The 16,165-nt window shown below is 72.7% G+C and carries 18 protein-coding genes and 1 tRNA gene; 9 read left to right on the forward strand and 10 right to left on the reverse strand.

Annotated elements, in window-relative coordinates:
- Positions 1-53: 53 nt before the first annotated feature.
- Both ACFRCR_RS03485 and ACFRCR_RS03490 read right to left on the reverse strand, forming a co-directional pair.
- Positions 54-1,259: an RtcB family protein gene (locus ACFRCR_RS03485; protein ID WP_377675584.1), complete on the reverse strand. Its 1,206-nt coding sequence runs from the start codon at positions 1,257-1,259 to the stop codon at positions 54-56.
- A 172-nt stretch (positions 1,260-1,431) separates the two neighbouring features.
- On the reverse strand, positions 1,432-2,649 hold the full coding sequence (locus tag ACFRCR_RS03490; protein WP_377675629.1) for an AI-2E family transporter: 1,218 nt from the start codon (positions 2,647-2,649) through the stop codon (positions 1,432-1,434).
- 278 nt (positions 2,650-2,927) lie between these two features.
- Between ACFRCR_RS03490 and ACFRCR_RS03495 the strand changes: the two genes are divergently transcribed.
- Positions 2,928-3,012, forward strand: a tRNA-Leu gene (locus ACFRCR_RS03495).
- A gap of 209 nt (positions 3,013-3,221) precedes the next feature.
- Positions 3,222-4,964 (forward strand): right-handed parallel beta-helix repeat-containing protein, encoded by a 1,743-nt coding sequence (locus ACFRCR_RS03500; RefSeq protein ID WP_377675585.1) that lies wholly within the window; start codon positions 3,222-3,224, stop codon positions 4,962-4,964.
- Between the two features lie 49 nt (positions 4,965-5,013).
- Here the strand turns inward: ACFRCR_RS03500 and ACFRCR_RS03505 are convergent, their stop codons facing one another.
- The 7 genes from ACFRCR_RS03505 to ACFRCR_RS03535 form a co-directional block, all read right to left on the reverse strand.
- On the reverse strand, positions 5,014-5,574 hold the full coding sequence (locus ACFRCR_RS03505; protein WP_377675587.1) for a D-alanyl-D-alanine carboxypeptidase family protein: 561 nt from the start codon (positions 5,572-5,574) through the stop codon (positions 5,014-5,016).
- 228 nt (positions 5,575-5,802) lie between these two features.
- On the reverse strand, positions 5,803-7,260 hold the full coding sequence (locus ACFRCR_RS03510) for an LssY C-terminal domain-containing protein (protein WP_377675589.1): 1,458 nt from the start codon (positions 7,258-7,260) through the stop codon (positions 5,803-5,805).
- Between the two features lie 88 nt (positions 7,261-7,348).
- Positions 7,349-7,570 carry a hypothetical protein gene (locus tag ACFRCR_RS03515; RefSeq protein WP_377675590.1) on the reverse strand — a complete coding sequence of 74 codons (222 nt, stop codon included), beginning with the start codon at positions 7,568-7,570 and terminating at the stop codon, positions 7,349-7,351.
- A gap of 58 nt (positions 7,571-7,628) precedes the next feature.
- Complete coding sequence (locus ACFRCR_RS03520; protein ID WP_377675592.1) at positions 7,629-8,567, reverse strand: DNA-3-methyladenine glycosylase family protein; 939 nt, start codon at positions 8,565-8,567, stop codon at positions 7,629-7,631.
- Positions 8,564-9,190 (reverse strand): methylated-DNA--[protein]-cysteine S-methyltransferase, encoded by a 627-nt coding sequence (locus ACFRCR_RS03525; protein WP_377675593.1) that lies wholly within the window; start codon positions 9,188-9,190, stop codon positions 8,564-8,566. The genes ACFRCR_RS03520 and ACFRCR_RS03525 overlap by 4 nt, the downstream gene beginning before the upstream one ends.
- The gene (locus ACFRCR_RS03530) at positions 9,187-9,732 is read right to left on the reverse strand and encodes an RNA polymerase sigma factor (RefSeq protein ID WP_377675595.1); all 546 of its coding nucleotides are present in this window, start codon (positions 9,730-9,732) and stop codon (positions 9,187-9,189) included. The genes ACFRCR_RS03525 and ACFRCR_RS03530 overlap by 4 nt, the downstream gene beginning before the upstream one ends.
- Positions 9,733-9,790: 58 nt before the next feature.
- On the reverse strand, positions 9,791-10,402 hold the full coding sequence (locus tag ACFRCR_RS03535) for a methylated-DNA--[protein]-cysteine S-methyltransferase (protein ID WP_377675597.1): 612 nt from the start codon (positions 10,400-10,402) through the stop codon (positions 9,791-9,793).
- Between the two features lie 136 nt (positions 10,403-10,538).
- Between ACFRCR_RS03535 and ACFRCR_RS03540 the strand changes: the two genes are divergently transcribed.
- The 4 genes from ACFRCR_RS03540 (at position 10,539) to ACFRCR_RS03555 (ending at position 13,872) form a co-directional block, all read left to right on the forward strand.
- Positions 10,539-11,348, forward strand: coding sequence for a metal-dependent hydrolase (locus ACFRCR_RS03540; RefSeq protein ID WP_377675599.1), 810 nt, complete (start codon positions 10,539-10,541; stop codon positions 11,346-11,348).
- Between the two features lie 247 nt (positions 11,349-11,595).
- Positions 11,596-12,504: a serine protein kinase RIO gene (locus tag ACFRCR_RS03545; protein WP_377675601.1), complete on the forward strand. Its 909-nt coding sequence runs from the start codon at positions 11,596-11,598 to the stop codon at positions 12,502-12,504.
- Between the two features lie 27 nt (positions 12,505-12,531).
- Entirely contained in the window at positions 12,532-13,446 is a 915-nt protein-coding gene (locus ACFRCR_RS03550) for a Gfo/Idh/MocA family oxidoreductase (RefSeq protein ID WP_377675602.1), read from the forward strand.
- Between the two features lie 9 nt (positions 13,447-13,455).
- Complete coding sequence (locus ACFRCR_RS03555; protein WP_377675604.1) at positions 13,456-13,872, forward strand: hypothetical protein; 417 nt, start codon at positions 13,456-13,458, stop codon at positions 13,870-13,872.
- 102 nt (positions 13,873-13,974) lie between these two features.
- Here the strand turns inward: ACFRCR_RS03555 and ACFRCR_RS03560 are convergent, their stop codons facing one another.
- A complete protein-coding gene (locus ACFRCR_RS03560; protein WP_377675606.1) occupies positions 13,975-14,370 on the reverse strand; it encodes a DUF952 domain-containing protein in 396 nt (131 codons plus the stop codon).
- Positions 14,371-14,420: 50 nt separating this feature from the next.
- Here ACFRCR_RS03560 and ACFRCR_RS03565 point away from each other — a divergent pair, with 50 nt between their 5' ends.
- The 3 genes from ACFRCR_RS03565 (at position 14,421) to ACFRCR_RS03575 (ending at position 16,147) form a co-directional block, all read left to right on the forward strand.
- Positions 14,421-15,113, forward strand: coding sequence for a TetR/AcrR family transcriptional regulator (locus ACFRCR_RS03565; RefSeq protein ID WP_377675608.1), 693 nt, complete (start codon positions 14,421-14,423; stop codon positions 15,111-15,113).
- A gap of 10 nt (positions 15,114-15,123) precedes the next feature.
- A complete protein-coding gene (locus ACFRCR_RS03570) occupies positions 15,124-15,588 on the forward strand; it encodes a GNAT family N-acetyltransferase (protein ID WP_377675610.1) in 465 nt (154 codons plus the stop codon).
- Between the two features lie 88 nt (positions 15,589-15,676).
- Positions 15,677-16,147: a hypothetical protein gene (locus tag ACFRCR_RS03575; RefSeq protein ID WP_377675611.1), complete on the forward strand. Its 471-nt coding sequence runs from the start codon at positions 15,677-15,679 to the stop codon at positions 16,145-16,147.
- Positions 16,148-16,165: the final 18 nt, after the last annotated feature.

The following is a 16,165-nucleotide window of genomic DNA, read 5'->3' on the forward strand; positions in this document are numbered from 1 at the left end:
CCTCCACGGCGGAGACGACCTCAACCTCGTTCTCGGCACCCCGCGACGGCCGGTCAGTCGCCCTTGACGTTGACGATCTGGCGCAGCGTGTGGCGGACCTCGACGAGGTCCGCCGCGTCCTGCATGACCCGGTCGATCGACTTGTAGGCCGCCGGGATCTCGTCGATGAACGCGTCGGTGTCGCGGTACTCGATCCCGGCCATGGCCTCCCGGAGCTGGTCGTGCGTGAACGTCTTGCGCGCCTTGCTCCGCGAGTACTCGCGCCCCGCGCCGTGCGGCGCGGAGTCGAGCGCGAGCGGGTTCCCCTTGCCCACGACGACGTAGGACGCCGTGCCCATGGACCCCGGAATGAGCCCCGGGTCACCCTCGCGGGCGCGGATCGCGCCCTTGCGCGAGACCCACACGTCCTTGCCGAAGTGGTGCTCCTGCTCGGTGAAGTTGTGGTGGCAGTTGATGCGCTCGGCCTCCTCGACCGGGGCGAGCCCCGACCAGGCGTCGAACGCGGCCACGACGCGGTCCATCATCTCCTCGCGGTTGAGCAGCGCGAAGTGCTGGGCCCACCGCAGCTCACGGATGTACGCCCAGAACTCGTCCGTGCCCTCGACGAGGTATGCGAGGTCCTTGTCCGGCAGGTCGATCCAGTACCGGGCCATGAGCTCGCGCGCGACGGCGATGTGGTGCTGCGCGATCTTGTTGCCCACGCCGCGCGACCCCGAGTGGAGGAAGAACCAGACCCGGTCCTCCTCGTCGAGGCTGACCTCGATGAAGTGGTTCCCGGACCCTAGCGACCCGAGCTGCAGGCGCCAGTTCCCGGCGTACCGCGCGGGGTCGAACCCGGCCTTGTCCGCGAGCGCCTCGAGCTCGGCGACGCGTGCCGTCGCGGTGCCGGTCAGGCGCTGGTTGTAGGAGCCGGCGCTCGTCGGCACGGCCTTCTCGATCGCGAGCCGCAGGTCGCGCAGCGCAGGCCGAGCGATGTCAGCGGCGGTGTACCGGGTCCGGACCGCGACCATGCCGCAGCCGATGTCGACGCCGACGGCGGCGGGGATGATCGAGCGCAGCGTCGGGATCACCGAGCCGACGGTCGCGCCCAGGCCCAGGTGGGCGTCGGGCATGAGGGCCAGGTGCGGGTGGACGAACGGCATGGTCGAGGTGCGCTCGGCCTGGTCGCGCGCACCGTCGTCGAGGATCGAGGCCCAGCTCCACAGGGTCTTGGTCAGGCGGGTCGCCGCGTTCTTCGACGCCCGGGGGTTCGTGGTCATGGCGAGAACTGTGGCAGGTCGCCGGGTGCGGCGGCGAGCGATTTGCGCCGCTCGTCCGGGTGCCGTCGTGAGCTCGGGACTGGCGTCGGAAGGTGCCCCAGGTAGGCGAGCCCACGTGCGTGGGGTGCGCGGCGCCGTCGGACCGTCGGCCTGCCCGACGGCGGAGCCCGCCTCAGGCGTCGACCGTCGCCTCCTTGTCGCTCCCCTTGCCGGTCGAGCCGCCGTTCGAGGAGCGTTCCTTGCCGGACAGGGCGATCTCCTTGGCCGTGGGGATCTCCTTCTCCATGGGCGGGTCCTTGCGACGCAGCTTGCTGAACACCGCCCACGCGACCGCGACCAGCGGCACGGACACGACCGCGCCGAGGATCCCCGCGATGAACGTCCCGGACGTCACCGCGAGCGCGACCACGACCGGGTGCAGCGAGACCTGCTTGCCCATGACCAGGGGCTGCAGGATGTGCCCCTCGAACTGGCCGATGAGAGCGATGAAGATGCCGACGAGCGCCGCGTTGACGATGCCGTTCGCCGCGAGCGCGACGACCATCGCGATGACCATCGCCGCCGGGGCGCCGATGAGCGGGATGAAGGCACCGATGAACACGAGGACCGCGAGCGGCGCCGCGAGGGGCACACCGAGGACGACCAGGACGATCGCCGCGAGGATCCCGTCCACGAGGGCGATGATGACGGTCCCCCGGGCGTAACCGGCGAACGTGTACCACCCGGCTCCCCCGGCCAGCGTCCAGGTCTCGCGCGAGCGGGCCGGGAGCTGGTTGAGGAACCAGGTCCACATGTCCTTGCCACGGGCCAGGAAGAAGATGGTGCAGAAGATCGCGAGCGCGAGGACCGCGAACGCCTCGAAGACCGAGCCTGCGCTCGCCGCGGCCTGGCTCGCGATGTCTCCCCCGTGCTCGGTGATCCACGTGCGGGCGTTCTCGATCCAGGTCTCGATGTCCTCGGGAGTGATCGTCACGGGCAGCGGCCCGTTCTCCAGGAAGTCGAAGATCTTCTCGATGCCGGTGTTGAACTGCCCGGCGAGGCTCTCCCACTGGCCCGCGACCGAGGTGACGACGTACGTCAGCAGACCGCCGAGCAGCAGGAAGGCCGAGAGGAGCGCGAGCCCCGTCGCGAGCCCCCGCGGCATGATCTTGGCGTACCAGTCGGTCACGGGATTGAGGACCGAGGTGATGACGAGGGCCAGGAAGACCGCGATGAAGACGATCTGCACCTGGGCCGTCGCGAAGAAGATCAGGCCGACCGCCGCGACCAGCAGCAGGATCCGCCACGACCAGCCCGCGCTCGTGCGCAACCACGCCGGCACGGAGTCGTCGACCCCCACGACCGAGGGGTTGCGGCGTGCGCCCGCGACCTTCTTGGCCGCCGGGCTCAGGCCCGCCAGGTGCTTGACGGACGCCGCCGGGCGGTCGGCCCCGCTCCCCGGGCTCGACGCCGTGACGTCGTCCGGTCCTGCGTCCTTGTCCTCAGCCACGAGCACCTCATCCGCTGTCGGTCCGACGGTGAAACCACCCCTGACCTGCACCGACCGGTGCGACGGGTCCGGGGACGCTCCCCAGTCTGCCCCACAGGCCGGATGCACGCTCGGTGCCCGAAACGTGTTATGTTTTTCCCCGCAAGGCCCCCCGGCGGGAACGCCGGGACCTGACACCTGTCCGGGTGGCGGAATGGCAGACGCGCTAGCTTGAGGTGCTAGTGCCCTTTATCGGGCGTGGGGGTTCAAGTCCCCCTCCGGACACTCGTTGAGACAGCGAACGACAGAGCGGACCAGGGAGACCTGGTCCGCTTCGCTGTTTGTCTCGGTTTCTGTCGGTCACCTGACCGTCGGCGGTCGTGTGCCGGCCACGGTCGACGGGCGCGACACAAGACACCTCCCTAGGATGGGCGGGGTTGAGCCAGCACGGCGGCCTCGAAGCCGTCGTGACCGGTGGCCTCAGGAGGAGCGCCATGCAGCCAGGCCTCGCACCACACGCCCGCGCACGCCGATGGGCGGCGCGACTCGCAGGGGCGCTCGGGATCGTGATCGTCGGCGCCACCCTCACGGCGCTCCCCGCGGCGGCCGCGACATTGACCGTGTGCAACAGCGCGCCCGCGGACTTCACGACCATCACAGCGGCCGTCGCCGCCGCGGCGCCCAACGACACCATCACCGTGTGCGCCGGGACATTTTCCGAGCCCGCGGTCATCCCCATCAACATCCCGCTGACCTTGCAGGGCGCTCAGGCAGGGGTCGACGCGCGCACCCGCTCGGGCCCCGAGACCGTGCTCGACTCGACCCTCGGCGGCTTCCAGGTACTCGCGTCGGGGACCGTCATCGACGGGTTCAGCTTCGTCGGGCAGACGCAGAACGCGACGCTCAACTCCGGGCTGGCGACGTTCGCCGCGTCCACGGTCGTGAACAACATCTTCCGGGACAACGTCTTCGGGGTGTACCTGAACTCGTCGCTGGACCCGGTCCAACCGCCTCCCGTGAGCACGGTCCGCCACAACCTCTTCGACTCGAACAACAACATCTCGACGGGCGGCGCCGCGGGCAACGGGATCTACTCCGACTCGGGCCTGCTCAACGCCGTGATCGACGAGAACCTGTTCGTCAACAACCAGAACGCGGCGATGGTGCTCAACGGCTCCGCCCCCGGGGTCCTGACCCCGACGCAGGACCTCACGATCACGAACAACGACGGCGACAACCGAATCCTCCTCATCCAGGTCACGAACGCGACCGTCACGGGCAACCGGATCATCTCCTCGATCACGCACGGTCTCGAGCTCGGCGGAGCCAGCGACTCCGTGACCGCTCTCGACAACTGGTTCATCGGCGCGACCGGGCGCGGGGTCGAGGTCACGGACTTCGGTCTGGGCGCGAACACGAACCTGATCCTGCACGGCAACTGCATCGCGCAGAACCAGGTGGCCGGCCTCGAGGTGGACCCCGGGGTCTACACGGGAGTCATCGACGCGACCGGCAACTGGTGGGGCGCGACCAACGGGCCCGCGGCGACCACGTCCGTCACCACCGCTTATCAGGCCGGGCGCTGGGTCGACACCACCACCGGGGCGACGTTCGACGACGACCCGGCCGCGGGCTGGGGCGACCCGCTGTCCGGCTCCCTCGACAGCATCGACGCCTCGGGCTTCCTGACGGCTCCCACCGCGTCGCCCTGCCCCGTGCTCCCGAGCGCGGCGATCGACCTCGAGCGCACGGTGACCGAGGGCGACTCGGGCACGCAGCCCATGACCTTCGGGATGACCCAGTCCGGGACGTACTACCTGCGCACCCAGGTGCAGTACACCACCGTGGACGGCACGGCCGTGGCGCCGGGCGACTACCTCACGACGAGCGGGACGATCACCGTCGACGCGGGCTCGACGGCCATGCCACCGATCGTCGTGCCGATCGTCGGGGACCTCGTGCCCGAGCCGACCGAGCTGTTCACCGTGCCCCTCTCGGCGCCGATCAACCTCACGCTGACCCAGCCGGTCGGCACCGGGATCATCCTCGACAACGACGCCGCGCCGCCGCCGCCCCCGCCGCCCGTGGGACCGGTGGTCCCCGTGTCGACGAGCGCCGAGCTCGCCGCGACCGGCGGGCGCCTCGACGTGCTCGCCGCGAGCGCCCTCGCGCTGCTGCTCGCCGGAGCCGCGCTGAGGCTTTCCCGACGGCGCCGCGCGGACGAGATCGGCGAGTGACCCGGGTCCCCGGAATCAGGCGACGTGAGGCCAGGAAGCGATCGGCCGCTCAGGCCTTGTACACCCAGTGCCACGGCTCGCGGGGCGTGTCCTCGACGAAGCCGAACCGCTCGGCGTTGGCGCGCATCCAGGCCTGCGCCCGGTCGTCCAGGTCGAGGTCGACCGCGACGCCCCAGCCGTGCGGGCTGGTTCCCGGCTCGGCCGCGAGCCCACCCTGGGAGTAGAGGCCCTTGCGCTGGGCGACGTCGACCTGCGCGTCGTAGGACCGGTAGGAGTCGGTGATGCCGATCTGGACGCCGTCGCGAGCCGCCGCGGCCATGAGCGACTCGAGCGCCTGCCCGGCCGGAGCCCAGAGGCGGTGGCCGGTCGTCCCGACCTCCTGCAGGGCCGTGCGCGGGACCTTGCCGTTGCCGTAGGCCGCGAGCTCGCTGGGGACGCCGTCGACCGTTCGAGCCGGGCCGACGGCGGTCGTGTCGTCGACCACGGCGCTGAGGACCTGGTCGAAGCGCACACCGGAGGCGGCGACGACCGGCGTCCTGGCGGCTTCCGCGGTGCGGAACGTCGCTTCGATGTCAGCCACCCGCTGCGCGATCGACGTGATGGCGTCCATGTGGGCCTCTTCCTTCCTCCGTACGGCGTCGAGGGCACGGGGCCGCGACCTTCCGGCGCACCGCTCGCTGGACTCCTATGCACGGTCCCGGGACGTCTGCGGCCTCGGACGTTCGTCCTCACCTTCGGCGGCCGCATGCGTCACCTTCGGCGGCCGCATGCGTCACCCTCGGCGGCCGCATGCGTCACCCTCGGCGGACACGTGCGTCACCCTTGGCGGACACGTGCGTCACCCTCGGCGCACGGCCCGTCGCTCGAGCCGCAGTTCTCGGCGGCTCTTCGCGTACGCCGCAGCGTCCCGGCTCGAGAGCGTGAGCAGCATCAGGATGTCGAGCGCCACGGTCAGCAGCGTCGTGCGGAACGTGATCTGGTTCCCGGACACGGCCCACCCGACGAACGACGACGTCGTGCTGATCGCGGCGAGCACCATGACGAGGTCCCGCGCCCAGTTGCGGCCCTTGTAGACGCGCCAGGCCAGGAAGAGCTGGAACAGGGCGACGAGCGAGAGCAGCACCACGACGAGGACCAGCAGCGCTCCGGACGCCTGGTCGATGTCGGCCTGGGTCACGTCGCCGCCCAGGAAGAGCGAGCGCAGCGTCTGGTCCCAGTGCCGCGCGAGGTTCGCGAGCCAGATCAGGTCGGCCACGACGCCCAGCACGACGAGCAGCGCCCCGACCGTGGTGGCCGCCGGGCGGCGCGCGGCGCGCTTCGTGGCGTCGCCCGCGCCGTCGGGTCCGCCCGGGGACGTCGCCGGGACAACGACGCCCCGGACGTCCGCGACCGGGAGGTCGCCGTCGGTGCGGATCGCGTCGCCGCCGCCGTTGCGTGCGTGGTACCCGGTGGAGAAGTCCTCGATGACCTCGACGTCGACACCCACGTCGGCCCCGAGGAGCGTGGTCACGACATGGTCGCGCTCCTGGTCGGTGTCGGCCTCGATCTTGTGCGTGACCTGGAGCGTGAACAAGGAGAAGCCCACCGAGCGGTCGTACGTGCCCGCCGCGAGCCAGTCGACTCGGCGCCCGCCCGGCAGCGGCCAGCCCGGCGGGCAGCGCCAGAACCGGATGTGGTGGCGGCGCGACGGGTTGCCCTCGACCTCCTGCTGGAACGCGAAGTCCTGCTGGCGCCCGAACAGGAACAGCGGGCTCACGGGCGCCTGGTCGTAGCTGCGCCGGCTGAGCGTGGCCGCGACGATGCGTCCGCTCGAGGCGAGCGTGACGTCGTCGGCAAGGGTCCACCCGGCGACCTGCATCGCGGCCCGGACCTGTCCCTCCTCGCCCAGCAGGGCGACGTTGACGGGGTCGCCCAGCAGTCCGTTGGCCGTGCGCGTGCGGCCGATGAAGTACTCGGGGACGTAGAGCGTCGTGAGGATCCGGTGCAGTCGCGGCAGGGCCAGGTAGGCGATGACGAGCCACACCGCGACGACGTAGAGGATCGCGAACCAGCCGAGGTGGATCGACTCGCTGAGCACGAGCCACGCGAGCCACACCGCCGCGAGACCCGCGAAGACGAAGAAGAACCCGTCGCCCACCTCGACGAGCCGGCGGCGCAGGCCGTGCCGACCGGGCGGGCCGGTTGCCTCGGGCTGCCCGTCGGAGGGCTCGATCGTGGACTCCTCGGGACGGATCGCGGGCACGTCGATGCGCGCAGCGGTGCTGCGGGCGGCGTCGGGCACGCTCTCGCGGGTCACGCTCCCAGCCTAGGTCGCGCGGCGGACTCAGGCCGGGCGAGGGGCACGTCTGGCCGTCGCTCGGGCGGAGCGCCCAGGGCGCCTGGTCTCAGACCGAGCAGTCGCAGACCGGGTTGAACTCGACGACCTGGTCGCCGAGCTCGGGGTGCGCCCACTCCTGGGCCTCGGCGAGCGAGGCGAAGCGGCGCCCCGCGAGGCGGCCGTTGGCGAACAGGACGCCCGCCTCGATCTGGTCGCGCACGTCGTCGGGGTCAGGGCCCGCCGTGCTCACAGGGCTCGTGGTGCTCATCGCTGTCGTCACCGTGCTCATGGGTGCTGCCTTCCCGTCGGTGGTCCTTCTTCCAGTATCGCGCCGTCCGCACGACGCGTCAGTAGGCCGTGTGCGTCCAGAGGTGGAACAGCGCGTACGCCCGTACGGGCGACCACGCCTGCGCCGTCGCGGCCGCGGCGCGCGCGTCGATCCCGCCGAGGGCCTTGCGCAGCACGAGGTCGCCGGGCACGAACCCGTCGCGGTCCCCGAGCACCTTGACCGACAGGTAGTCCACGGTCCAGGGCCCGATGCCGGGCAGTGCCAGGAGCCGGGCACGCGTGTCCGCGAGCGCCGCCGGGTCGCCCGCCGTGCCCGGCCCGAGCGTCAGCCCGTCCGCGCAGGCCGCGGCGAGCGCGAGCAGGGTGCGGGTCCGGGCGCCCGTGATCCCGACGGCGGACTGCAGCTCCGTGGCCTGCGCGCCCGCGATCGTGCCCGGGTCGGGGAAGAGAAGCAGGCCATGGGTGCCCAGGTCGCCCGCCTCTCGCCCGTACGCCGCCGCGAGCCGCCCCGCGAACGTCCGGCAGGCCGCGAGCGAGACCTGCTGGCCCAGGACCGTCGTGACCGCGGCCTCGAACCCGGACGGGTGCCCGACCACGCGCAGCCCGGGTCGTCGGGCGAGCAGGGGTGCGAGCACCGGGTCGGCGCCCAGGACCGTGTGCACGGTCGCGAGGTCGGCCCCGGTGTCGAACCAGCGGGCGACCAGGGCGCACACCTCCTCCGGGTCGGAGCCGCTCCCCCGCACCTCGATCTCCTCGGGCGTCAGCCGCACGGTCACGACCGCGGTGCCCGAGCGTGTCTCGACGAGCCGCGTCACCTCCCCGCGGTCGACGCCGGAGCGCTCGACCCGCTCGACGCCGGGCACGGCGTGCGCGACGAGCGTCGCGAGGGCCGACGCCGCGTCGAAGGGCTGCCCCACGGGCACGTACCGCGACCAGGCCCCCACCTCGGGCGCACGGGCCACCGGGACGGTCGCGGCGCCGTCGGGCAGGGCGGTCATGCGGCCCCCTCCAGGGCGAGCAGCAGGCGCTTGGCCTCCGCGCCGCCCGCGTAGCTGCCCGACGTGCCGTCCGAGCGCACGACCCGGTGGCACGGCACCACGAGCGGCAGCGGGTTCTTGGCGCACGCCGTGCCCACGGCCCGCACGGCCCGTGGGCTGCCCGCGGCCGCCGCGACCTGCGCGTAGGACTCGGTGCGGCCGTAGCCGATGTCGCGCAGGTGGGTCAGGACCTCGCGCCGGAAGGGTCCCGAGGCCATGGTCAGGTCGAGCGGCAGGTCGAACGCGCGACGCTCGCCCGCGAAGTACTCGTCGATCTCGGTCGCGAGCCGGTCGAGGCGCCCGGGAGCGCGCAGGACGCGCGGGCTCACGGTGCGGGCGATGCGGTCGAGCACGGCGTCGTGGCCCTCGACGTCGAACGCGATGCGCACGACGCCCGTGTCGGTCGCGGCGAGCAGCAGCATGCCCACGGGGGTCTCGAGGGTGCGGTAGGCGACGTCGAGCAGGCCCGACGACGCCGCGCCGGCCGCGAGGCGGTCGTGCAGCCGCGAGAGCGTCGCCTGGGTGTCGTGGGTGGTACCGAGGGGCGCGAGGAAGGCGACGTCGTCGAACGAGGTGTCGCTCATGAGGCACTTCCTTTCGAGGCGCGAGCGGAGGAGTGGGCGCGCACGGCGGAGGGGCCGGCCGGCGGGTAGGTGCGCCGCAGCGTCGCCATGCCGTCCGAGGCGGCGCGGCGCGCGGCCTCGGTGCTGCCGCCGAGGATCGCGGCGACCTCCTGGTAGGGCAGCCCCGCGACGTGGTGGTAGGCCACGGCCTGGCGCTGCTTGGGCGGCAGGGCGGCGAGCGCCTGCCACAGGTCGTCGTCGCGCTGCTCGACGCCCTGATCGGGGAGACCGTCGCGGCTGGGCTCGTGGGTGAGCCCGGCGACGTCGGGCACCGCGAGCGGGGCGCGGGCACGGACGCGGGTGACGTCGATCGCCTTGCGGTGCGCGATCGTCACGAGCCAGGCCTCCACGTTGGCCCCCTCGTCGAGGCGCGGGTACGCCTTGAGGGCCGACAGGAAGGTCTCGGACCACGCGTCCTCGGCGTCCACGGGGCCGAGGACCGCGCGGCACACCCGCAGGACCGTGGCGCCGTGCTCGGCGACGACGCGTTCGAAGGGCTTCACGTCGGGTAGACGGCCCGGACGCGCGGAACGTGAGGTCCCCGCCGCACGAGGGCGACCATCAGAAGAGCCTGCTCGCGCGCGTCTCGTCGGACTCCTCGAGGGCCAGGAGGAACCGCTTGCGCTCGAGCCCGCCCGCGTACCCCGTCAGGGAGCCGTCGGCCCCGACGACGCGGTGGCAGGGCACGACGATGCTCAGCGGGTTCTGGCCGTTGGCCGCACCGACCGCACGGGCCAGGTTCCGGTCGCCGAGCGCGAGCGCGAGGTCGCCGTAGGATCGCGTCTCGCCGTACGGGATCTGGGCGAGCAACGCCCAGACCTTCTTCTGGAAGCCGTCCCCGACCGGGGCAAGGTCCAGGTCGAAGTCGCGCCGCGTCCCCGCGAAGTACTCGCCGACCTGGACGCGGACCTCCTCGAAGGCGTCGTCGTCGCGCTCGCCGAAGGTCTCGCCCGTGGGGCGGCGCCTGTGGGCGTCGAAGTACAGCGCACGGAGGCCGTCGGCCGTGCCGACCGCGGTGAGCTCGCCCACGGGCGAGTCGAAGACCGCGTGCCGCACCGTCCTCTCGGCCTGTGCCGGTGACTCGGGGGTCCCCGGCTCCTCGGGCCGGTCCAGCAGATCCGACACGGCCGTGCCTCCCGTCCTGGTCGTCGCCTGCTCGTCGTGGTGTCCCATGCACTGTAGACGCCGGGGTCCGACAAGACGTGAGGTCGGGTGTCGGTGCCAGGCGGGTAGGGTGTGCTGTCGCGCCGGGGACAGACCGCGCGAACCACGCTTGCTGGACGAACACGACCGACGGGACGAACGCATCATGATGGGTGGCCACCACGCCGCCTGCGGCGCAGCCGCATGGGTGGCGGTCACCTCGACCGCCCCGTACACGCTCGGCATCTACCCCGTCTCGGACGTGGGCGTCATCACGGGCGCGATCGTGTGCGCCGGGGCGGCCCTGCTGCCCGACGCCGACCACCACTCGGGCACCATCGCGCACTCGCTGCCGCCCGTGTCCGAGGGCGTCGCGAACCTCGTCGAGACCATCTCCGGCGGGCACCGCCGAGGGACGCACTCGATCCTCGGGATCGTGGTCTTCACCGCGCTCGCGTGGCTCGCGGGCCTCGTGACCTACGAGTCGGACACGTTCGGGACCGTCGCGGTCGGGGCGGGCGTCGTCGCGATCCTGCTCGTCGCGTTCGCCCTCAAGGCCCTCAAGCTCACGCGCGGCGGCAAGCTCGGTCCGTGGATCGGGTCGATCACGATCGCGGTGCTCGTCGCGCTCCTGGCCCCCGAGGAGTGGAACTGGCTCCCCGTCGCGGTCGGGCTCGGCGTCACGGTCCACATCATCGGCGACGTCATGACCACGGGCGGGTGCCCTCTGCTGTGGCCGATCACGTTCAAGGCGCCTCGCTGGGTCCGCAGGACCAACGTGCTCAACGACATCTGGCGTCCGGGCGGCAACTTCGCGCTGCCCGTCCTGGGCAACGCCGGTTCCGTGCGCGAGTGGCTGTTCCTGATCCCCGTCACCGCGTACGCCGTCGCGGGCGTCGTGTGGTCGCTGCTGACCCAGATGGGTCTCGACACGAGCGGCACGTACACGCTGCTCGTGTCCTCGTTCGGGGGCTGACGCCCGCTCCCTCGCGGTTCGTCGAGGGCGGGTCCCCGCGAGGGTCGTTAATTCCGTTGCCCGCCCCCTCCGCCGGGTGCGAGGGTGGGCACGTCCGCCGGAGAGGGTCCGGCGCGAGCGCGCAGCCAGGGGTTGCGAGAAGGAGAGGTGTCGTGATGACCGTCGTCGTCGTTCCCCACGCCTCCACCTTCCCGAGGAGCCCCGGCCGCTGACGCCGGCTCCTCACCTCACCCGAGGAGCCCCACCCGTGCACGAGCACATCGACCTTCCCGCACTCCCCCGCTTCACCGGCGCACCCGACACCTTCACCTCGGGCCTCGACCCGTACGACCTCGACCCGGACCTCCGCCCCGACCAGCGCTGGTCCACGTGGTCCAGCGTCGAGAAGGGCATGCGCGGCCCCGAGCCCCGACCCGGCTGGGTCGTGACGGCCGACGCCGCGATCGACACCGACCTCGGCGTCCTCAAGACGGGCAAGGAGGCTGACGTCTTCCTGATCGAGCGCGCCGTGCCCGACGACCCCGGTCAGTTCTCGCTGCTCGCCGCCAAGCGCTACCGCAGCTCCGAGCATCGCGCCTTCCACCGCGACTCGGCGTACGTCGAGGGGCGCCAGGTCCGGCGCTCTCGCGACCGGCGCGCGATCGAGCGCAAGTCCTCGTACGGGCGCGAGGCGGCGGCCGCGCAGTGGGCCAACGCCGAGTTCGCGGCGCTGACCATGCTGTGGTCCGCCGGGGCTCCCGTCCCGTACCCGGTCCAGATCGACGGGACCGAGATCCTCATGGAGTTCGTCGGGGAGCACGCGAGCAGCGGCGAGAGCGACGGGTCGCCCGCGAGCCGCGTCGCGGCCCCTCGCCTGGCCCGCGTGCGACCGGACGCCGGCACGCTCGAGGCGTACTGGGACCAGCTCCGGCACGCCATGGGCGTCCTGGCCGCGCACGGGTACGCGCACGGCGACCTGTCGCCCTACAACGTGCTGGCCCAGGGCGGGCGCATCGTGATCATCGACCTGCCGCAGGTCCTCGACCTCGTCGCGAACCCCCACGGCACCGACCTCCTGATGCGCGACTGCCGGACCATGTGCGCGTGGTTCCGCTCCCGGGGGCTCGACGTCGACGAGGGCGAGCTGTTCGCCGAGCTCATCGCCCAGGCGTGGTGAGCCCTTGCGGTCAGGAAGAATGACCGGATGACCCGGACCCTCCGCCTCGCGCTCGTCGGGCTCGACTCCTCGCACGCCGACCAGCACGTGCGCCTGCTGAACGTCGAGCAGCGCTTCCCGGGCGCGCGGGTCACGGTCCTCGCGGACGGCGCCCCGGGCCGCGTCGCGGAGCTCGCCGAGCGGAGCGAGGCGGCGGGCGTCCCGGTCCGGGCAGGCGGGCCCGACGACGTCGCGTCCGTCGACGCGGTCGTCGTCGCCCACCGCGCGGGCCGCCTCCACCACGCGGCGGCCCTGCCCTTCGTCCGGGCCGGGCTGCCGGTGCTGGTCGACAAGCCGTTCACCGCATCGGTCGCCGACGCCGAGGACCTCGTGACCGCGGCCCGCACGAGCGGGTCCGTGCTGTCCTCGTGCTCGGCGCTGCGCTTCGTGCCCGACGTCGCACGGCTGCGCGCCGCTGCCCTCGCGCACGGCGAGATCACGACGCTGACCGTGGCCGGCCCCGCCGACCCGGGCTCGCCCCACGACGGCCTGCACTTCCTCGGCATCCACCTGGTCGAGGCCGCCCGCTCGCTCCTCGGAGGCGACGCCGACCTCACGTGGGGGGAACCCGCCGTCGAGCACGAGGACGACGTCCTGACCGCGACCGTGACCGCCAGGACGGGCGGGCGCGACGTCGTCGTGCGCCTGCGGTGCGTGGACCCCCACCTGCACCCCACCCAGCCGTTCCACGCGGCCGTGACCACCACCGGCGGCAGCGTCGAGGGCGACCTGGGCGTCGGGCAGGACTACCTCGAACCCGTGCTCGCGCACTTCCTCGCCCAGGTGGCCGGGACCACCGCACCCGACACGCGGGCCCAGCTCGTGGGCCCGGTCGCGCTCCTGGACGCGGTCCAGGCAGCGGCCGAGGCAGCATCTCGTGCGGGCTCGGCGCACCCGGCCTAGCGTGAACGGATGACCACCCCGACCCCCGACGCGACCGCCTACGACCACGACGACGTCCAGAGGTTCCTCAACTCCTACGGCGTGGCGCTCGCGGCCGGTGACCTCGACACGATCGCCGAGACGTACGCGTTCCCCGCGCTCGTCGTGACCGACGAGGCCTCGGTGCTCATCAGCGAACCCGACACCGTGCGCGAGTCCTTCCGGGGGGCGGCCGAGAGCTACCGCGAGCGCGGGCTCGTCGGGGCGGTCGCGCAGATCCGGTCGCTCGGGACCACGAGCGCGGGCCTCGTGTGGGCCGACGTGCGCTGGAGCTACCGCGACGAGTACGCGGCCGAGGCCGACACCGAGAGCTTCCGCTACCTGCTGCGGCGCGGGCGCGAGACGTTCCAGATCTGCGTCGTCGTGCCCGTCGACCCGTTGGCGTGAGGGGCCGGCCGCCAACCCTCGACACGGGGACGTGAGGCGCCACCTGGATCCCTAGGACCGGTGCGGGTACCGCGGTCGGCACGGTCGGCACGGTCGGCACGGTCAGGGGCGGACCGAGAGCCCCGACAGGTCCGGGACCACCCACCGGTCGTCCACGCGGTCGAGCTCGACGACCGCCGCGACCGTCCGCCCGTCCATGGGGAACGCGCCCAGTATCCGAGGGGCCAGGCCACCGGGGGCTCCGTCCTGCGGCTCCCAGGCGACCTCGATGCCCTCGTCCGCGAGGGAGTCCTCGTCGATCACGGCGAGGACGAGCGGGATCGAGGCGTCGGCGTAGCGGCCGTCGAGCACCGACGGCAACCCGGCCAGGGTCGTCGCATGGACGAACCCCTCGACCTCGTACAACGTGTTGCGCGTGGCGACGTCGTACTCGCCGAAGCGCTCGCAGGCCTCCCAGTCGTCGCTGAAGGCCACGTGCAGCACTCTGTGTCCACCCACCGGTGATCTCCTCGTTCGCAGGAAATGAAACGCGACCGTATCATTAATGCATGACGACGACAGCGGACGAGTCGGCGGGCCCGACGGCGGCGCGACGCCCCGGGCGGCCACGCACGGCAGAGCGGGCGGCTCGCCGGGCCGGGCTGCTCGACGTCGCGATCCGGATCTTCGGCGCGCGCGGGTACGGCGCGACCACGATCGAGGCCGTCGCGAGCGAGGCGGGCGTGACCAAGCGCACGATCTACCAGCACTTCACGGACAAGGCCGGGCTCTTCGTCGCCGCGGTCGAGAGCCAGCACGCGCACGAGCACACGATCACCGGGGAGGACCTCGAGTCGCTCGCCACCCGGATCGTCCACACCCTGCACGGCGACCAGGCGGTCACACTGCACCGGCTCGTCATCGCGGAGGCGCCGCAGTTCCCCGACCTGGCCGCGGCGTTCTACACCCACGGGCCCGCGAGCTCGACCGAGGCGCTCGCCCACCACCTCGCCGTGCACCTCGGCACCGCCCCGAGCGACCCGGTCGACGATGCCACCCGCTCACTCGCCGAGGCCCTGTACACGCTCCTCCTCGGCGAGGCGCACCGGCGACGCCTGCTCGGCCTGGCTCCCGCTCCGACCGTTGAGCAGGCGCGCGAGCACGCCCGCCGCGCGGTCGCGGCCGTCTGCGGGCCGCGCCGTCCGCTGCCCCACCTCCCGGACGACGAGCCCCGTCACGGGGCCTCACCCGTCCCGGACTAGGCTCGACGCCATGATCCTGCGTGCCTACGACGAGTCCGACGCGGAAGCGACGCTCCGCGTGTTCCTGCGAGCCGTGCGGGTCACGGCGAGCAAGGACTACTCGCCCGAGCAGATCGCGGCCTGGGGGTCGGACGACATCCCGCTCGACGTCTGGGCGGTCAAGCGCCTGCAGGCCGGCACGGTCGTCGCGGTCGAGGGCGACGAGGTCCTCGGGTTCAGCGACGTCGACGAGCGCGGATACGTCGACATGATGTTCGTCGATCCCGCGGTGACCCGACGCGGCGTCGCCTCGGCACTGCTCGACCACGTGACACGCGCCGCCCGCGGCCGTGGCGCCGTCGAGCTCACCACGTACGCGAGCCTCACGGCCCGCCCCTTCTTCGAGAAGCACGGGTTCGTCGTGGTCGAGGAACGCCACCCCGTGCTCCGGGGCGTGTCGCTGACCAACTTCAGCATGCGCAAGCCGCTCGTCTGACCGCCTCGCGGTGCATCACCGTCGGTCCGGGCGGTCTCCTTCCAGGTAGCGGGTGCATCCGCGCCCGCCCACCGAAGGAGGGGGCACCATGGCACTCACGACCAGCGCGCTGACACTCATCGGCCGACGGCACCCAGCGATCTTCGACCTGCTGGGCAACCCGTACGGCCCCTTCACCGGTTCCCGAGGGGCCGAGGTCTTCCTCAACCCGCAGCCGCTGCCGCCCGGACCGCCGGACGGGATGCGGACCGGGTTCCACGCGGGCGCCGCGCTCGTCCAGCTCGCGTTCACCGCGCACCACCTGCACGTCGGGTTCGACATCGACGTCGACGACTGGTGCCCGACTCCCCCGCGCCGCCCCAAGCTTCCGCCGTGGCCGGGCCCTCGCCCGCGCCCGTGGCGCTTCGAGGTGGTCGACGAGAGCTGGGGTGTGGACTACGTGCTCGGGCTCGCGGTCTCGCTCGAGGTGTCCGCCTCGACCTGGGAGGGCTTCGCCGGGGCAGACGTCCTGGGCGGCATCCACGGCCGGGCCCTGGAGATCGGGGCCAAGCAGGGGTAGATCGCGACCGGTCGAGAT

Origin of the sequence: Oerskovia sp. NPDC056781, assembly GCF_042789955.1 — a bacterium.
Lineage (GTDB): Bacteria > Actinomycetota > Actinomycetes > Actinomycetales > Cellulomonadaceae > Oerskovia > Oerskovia rustica.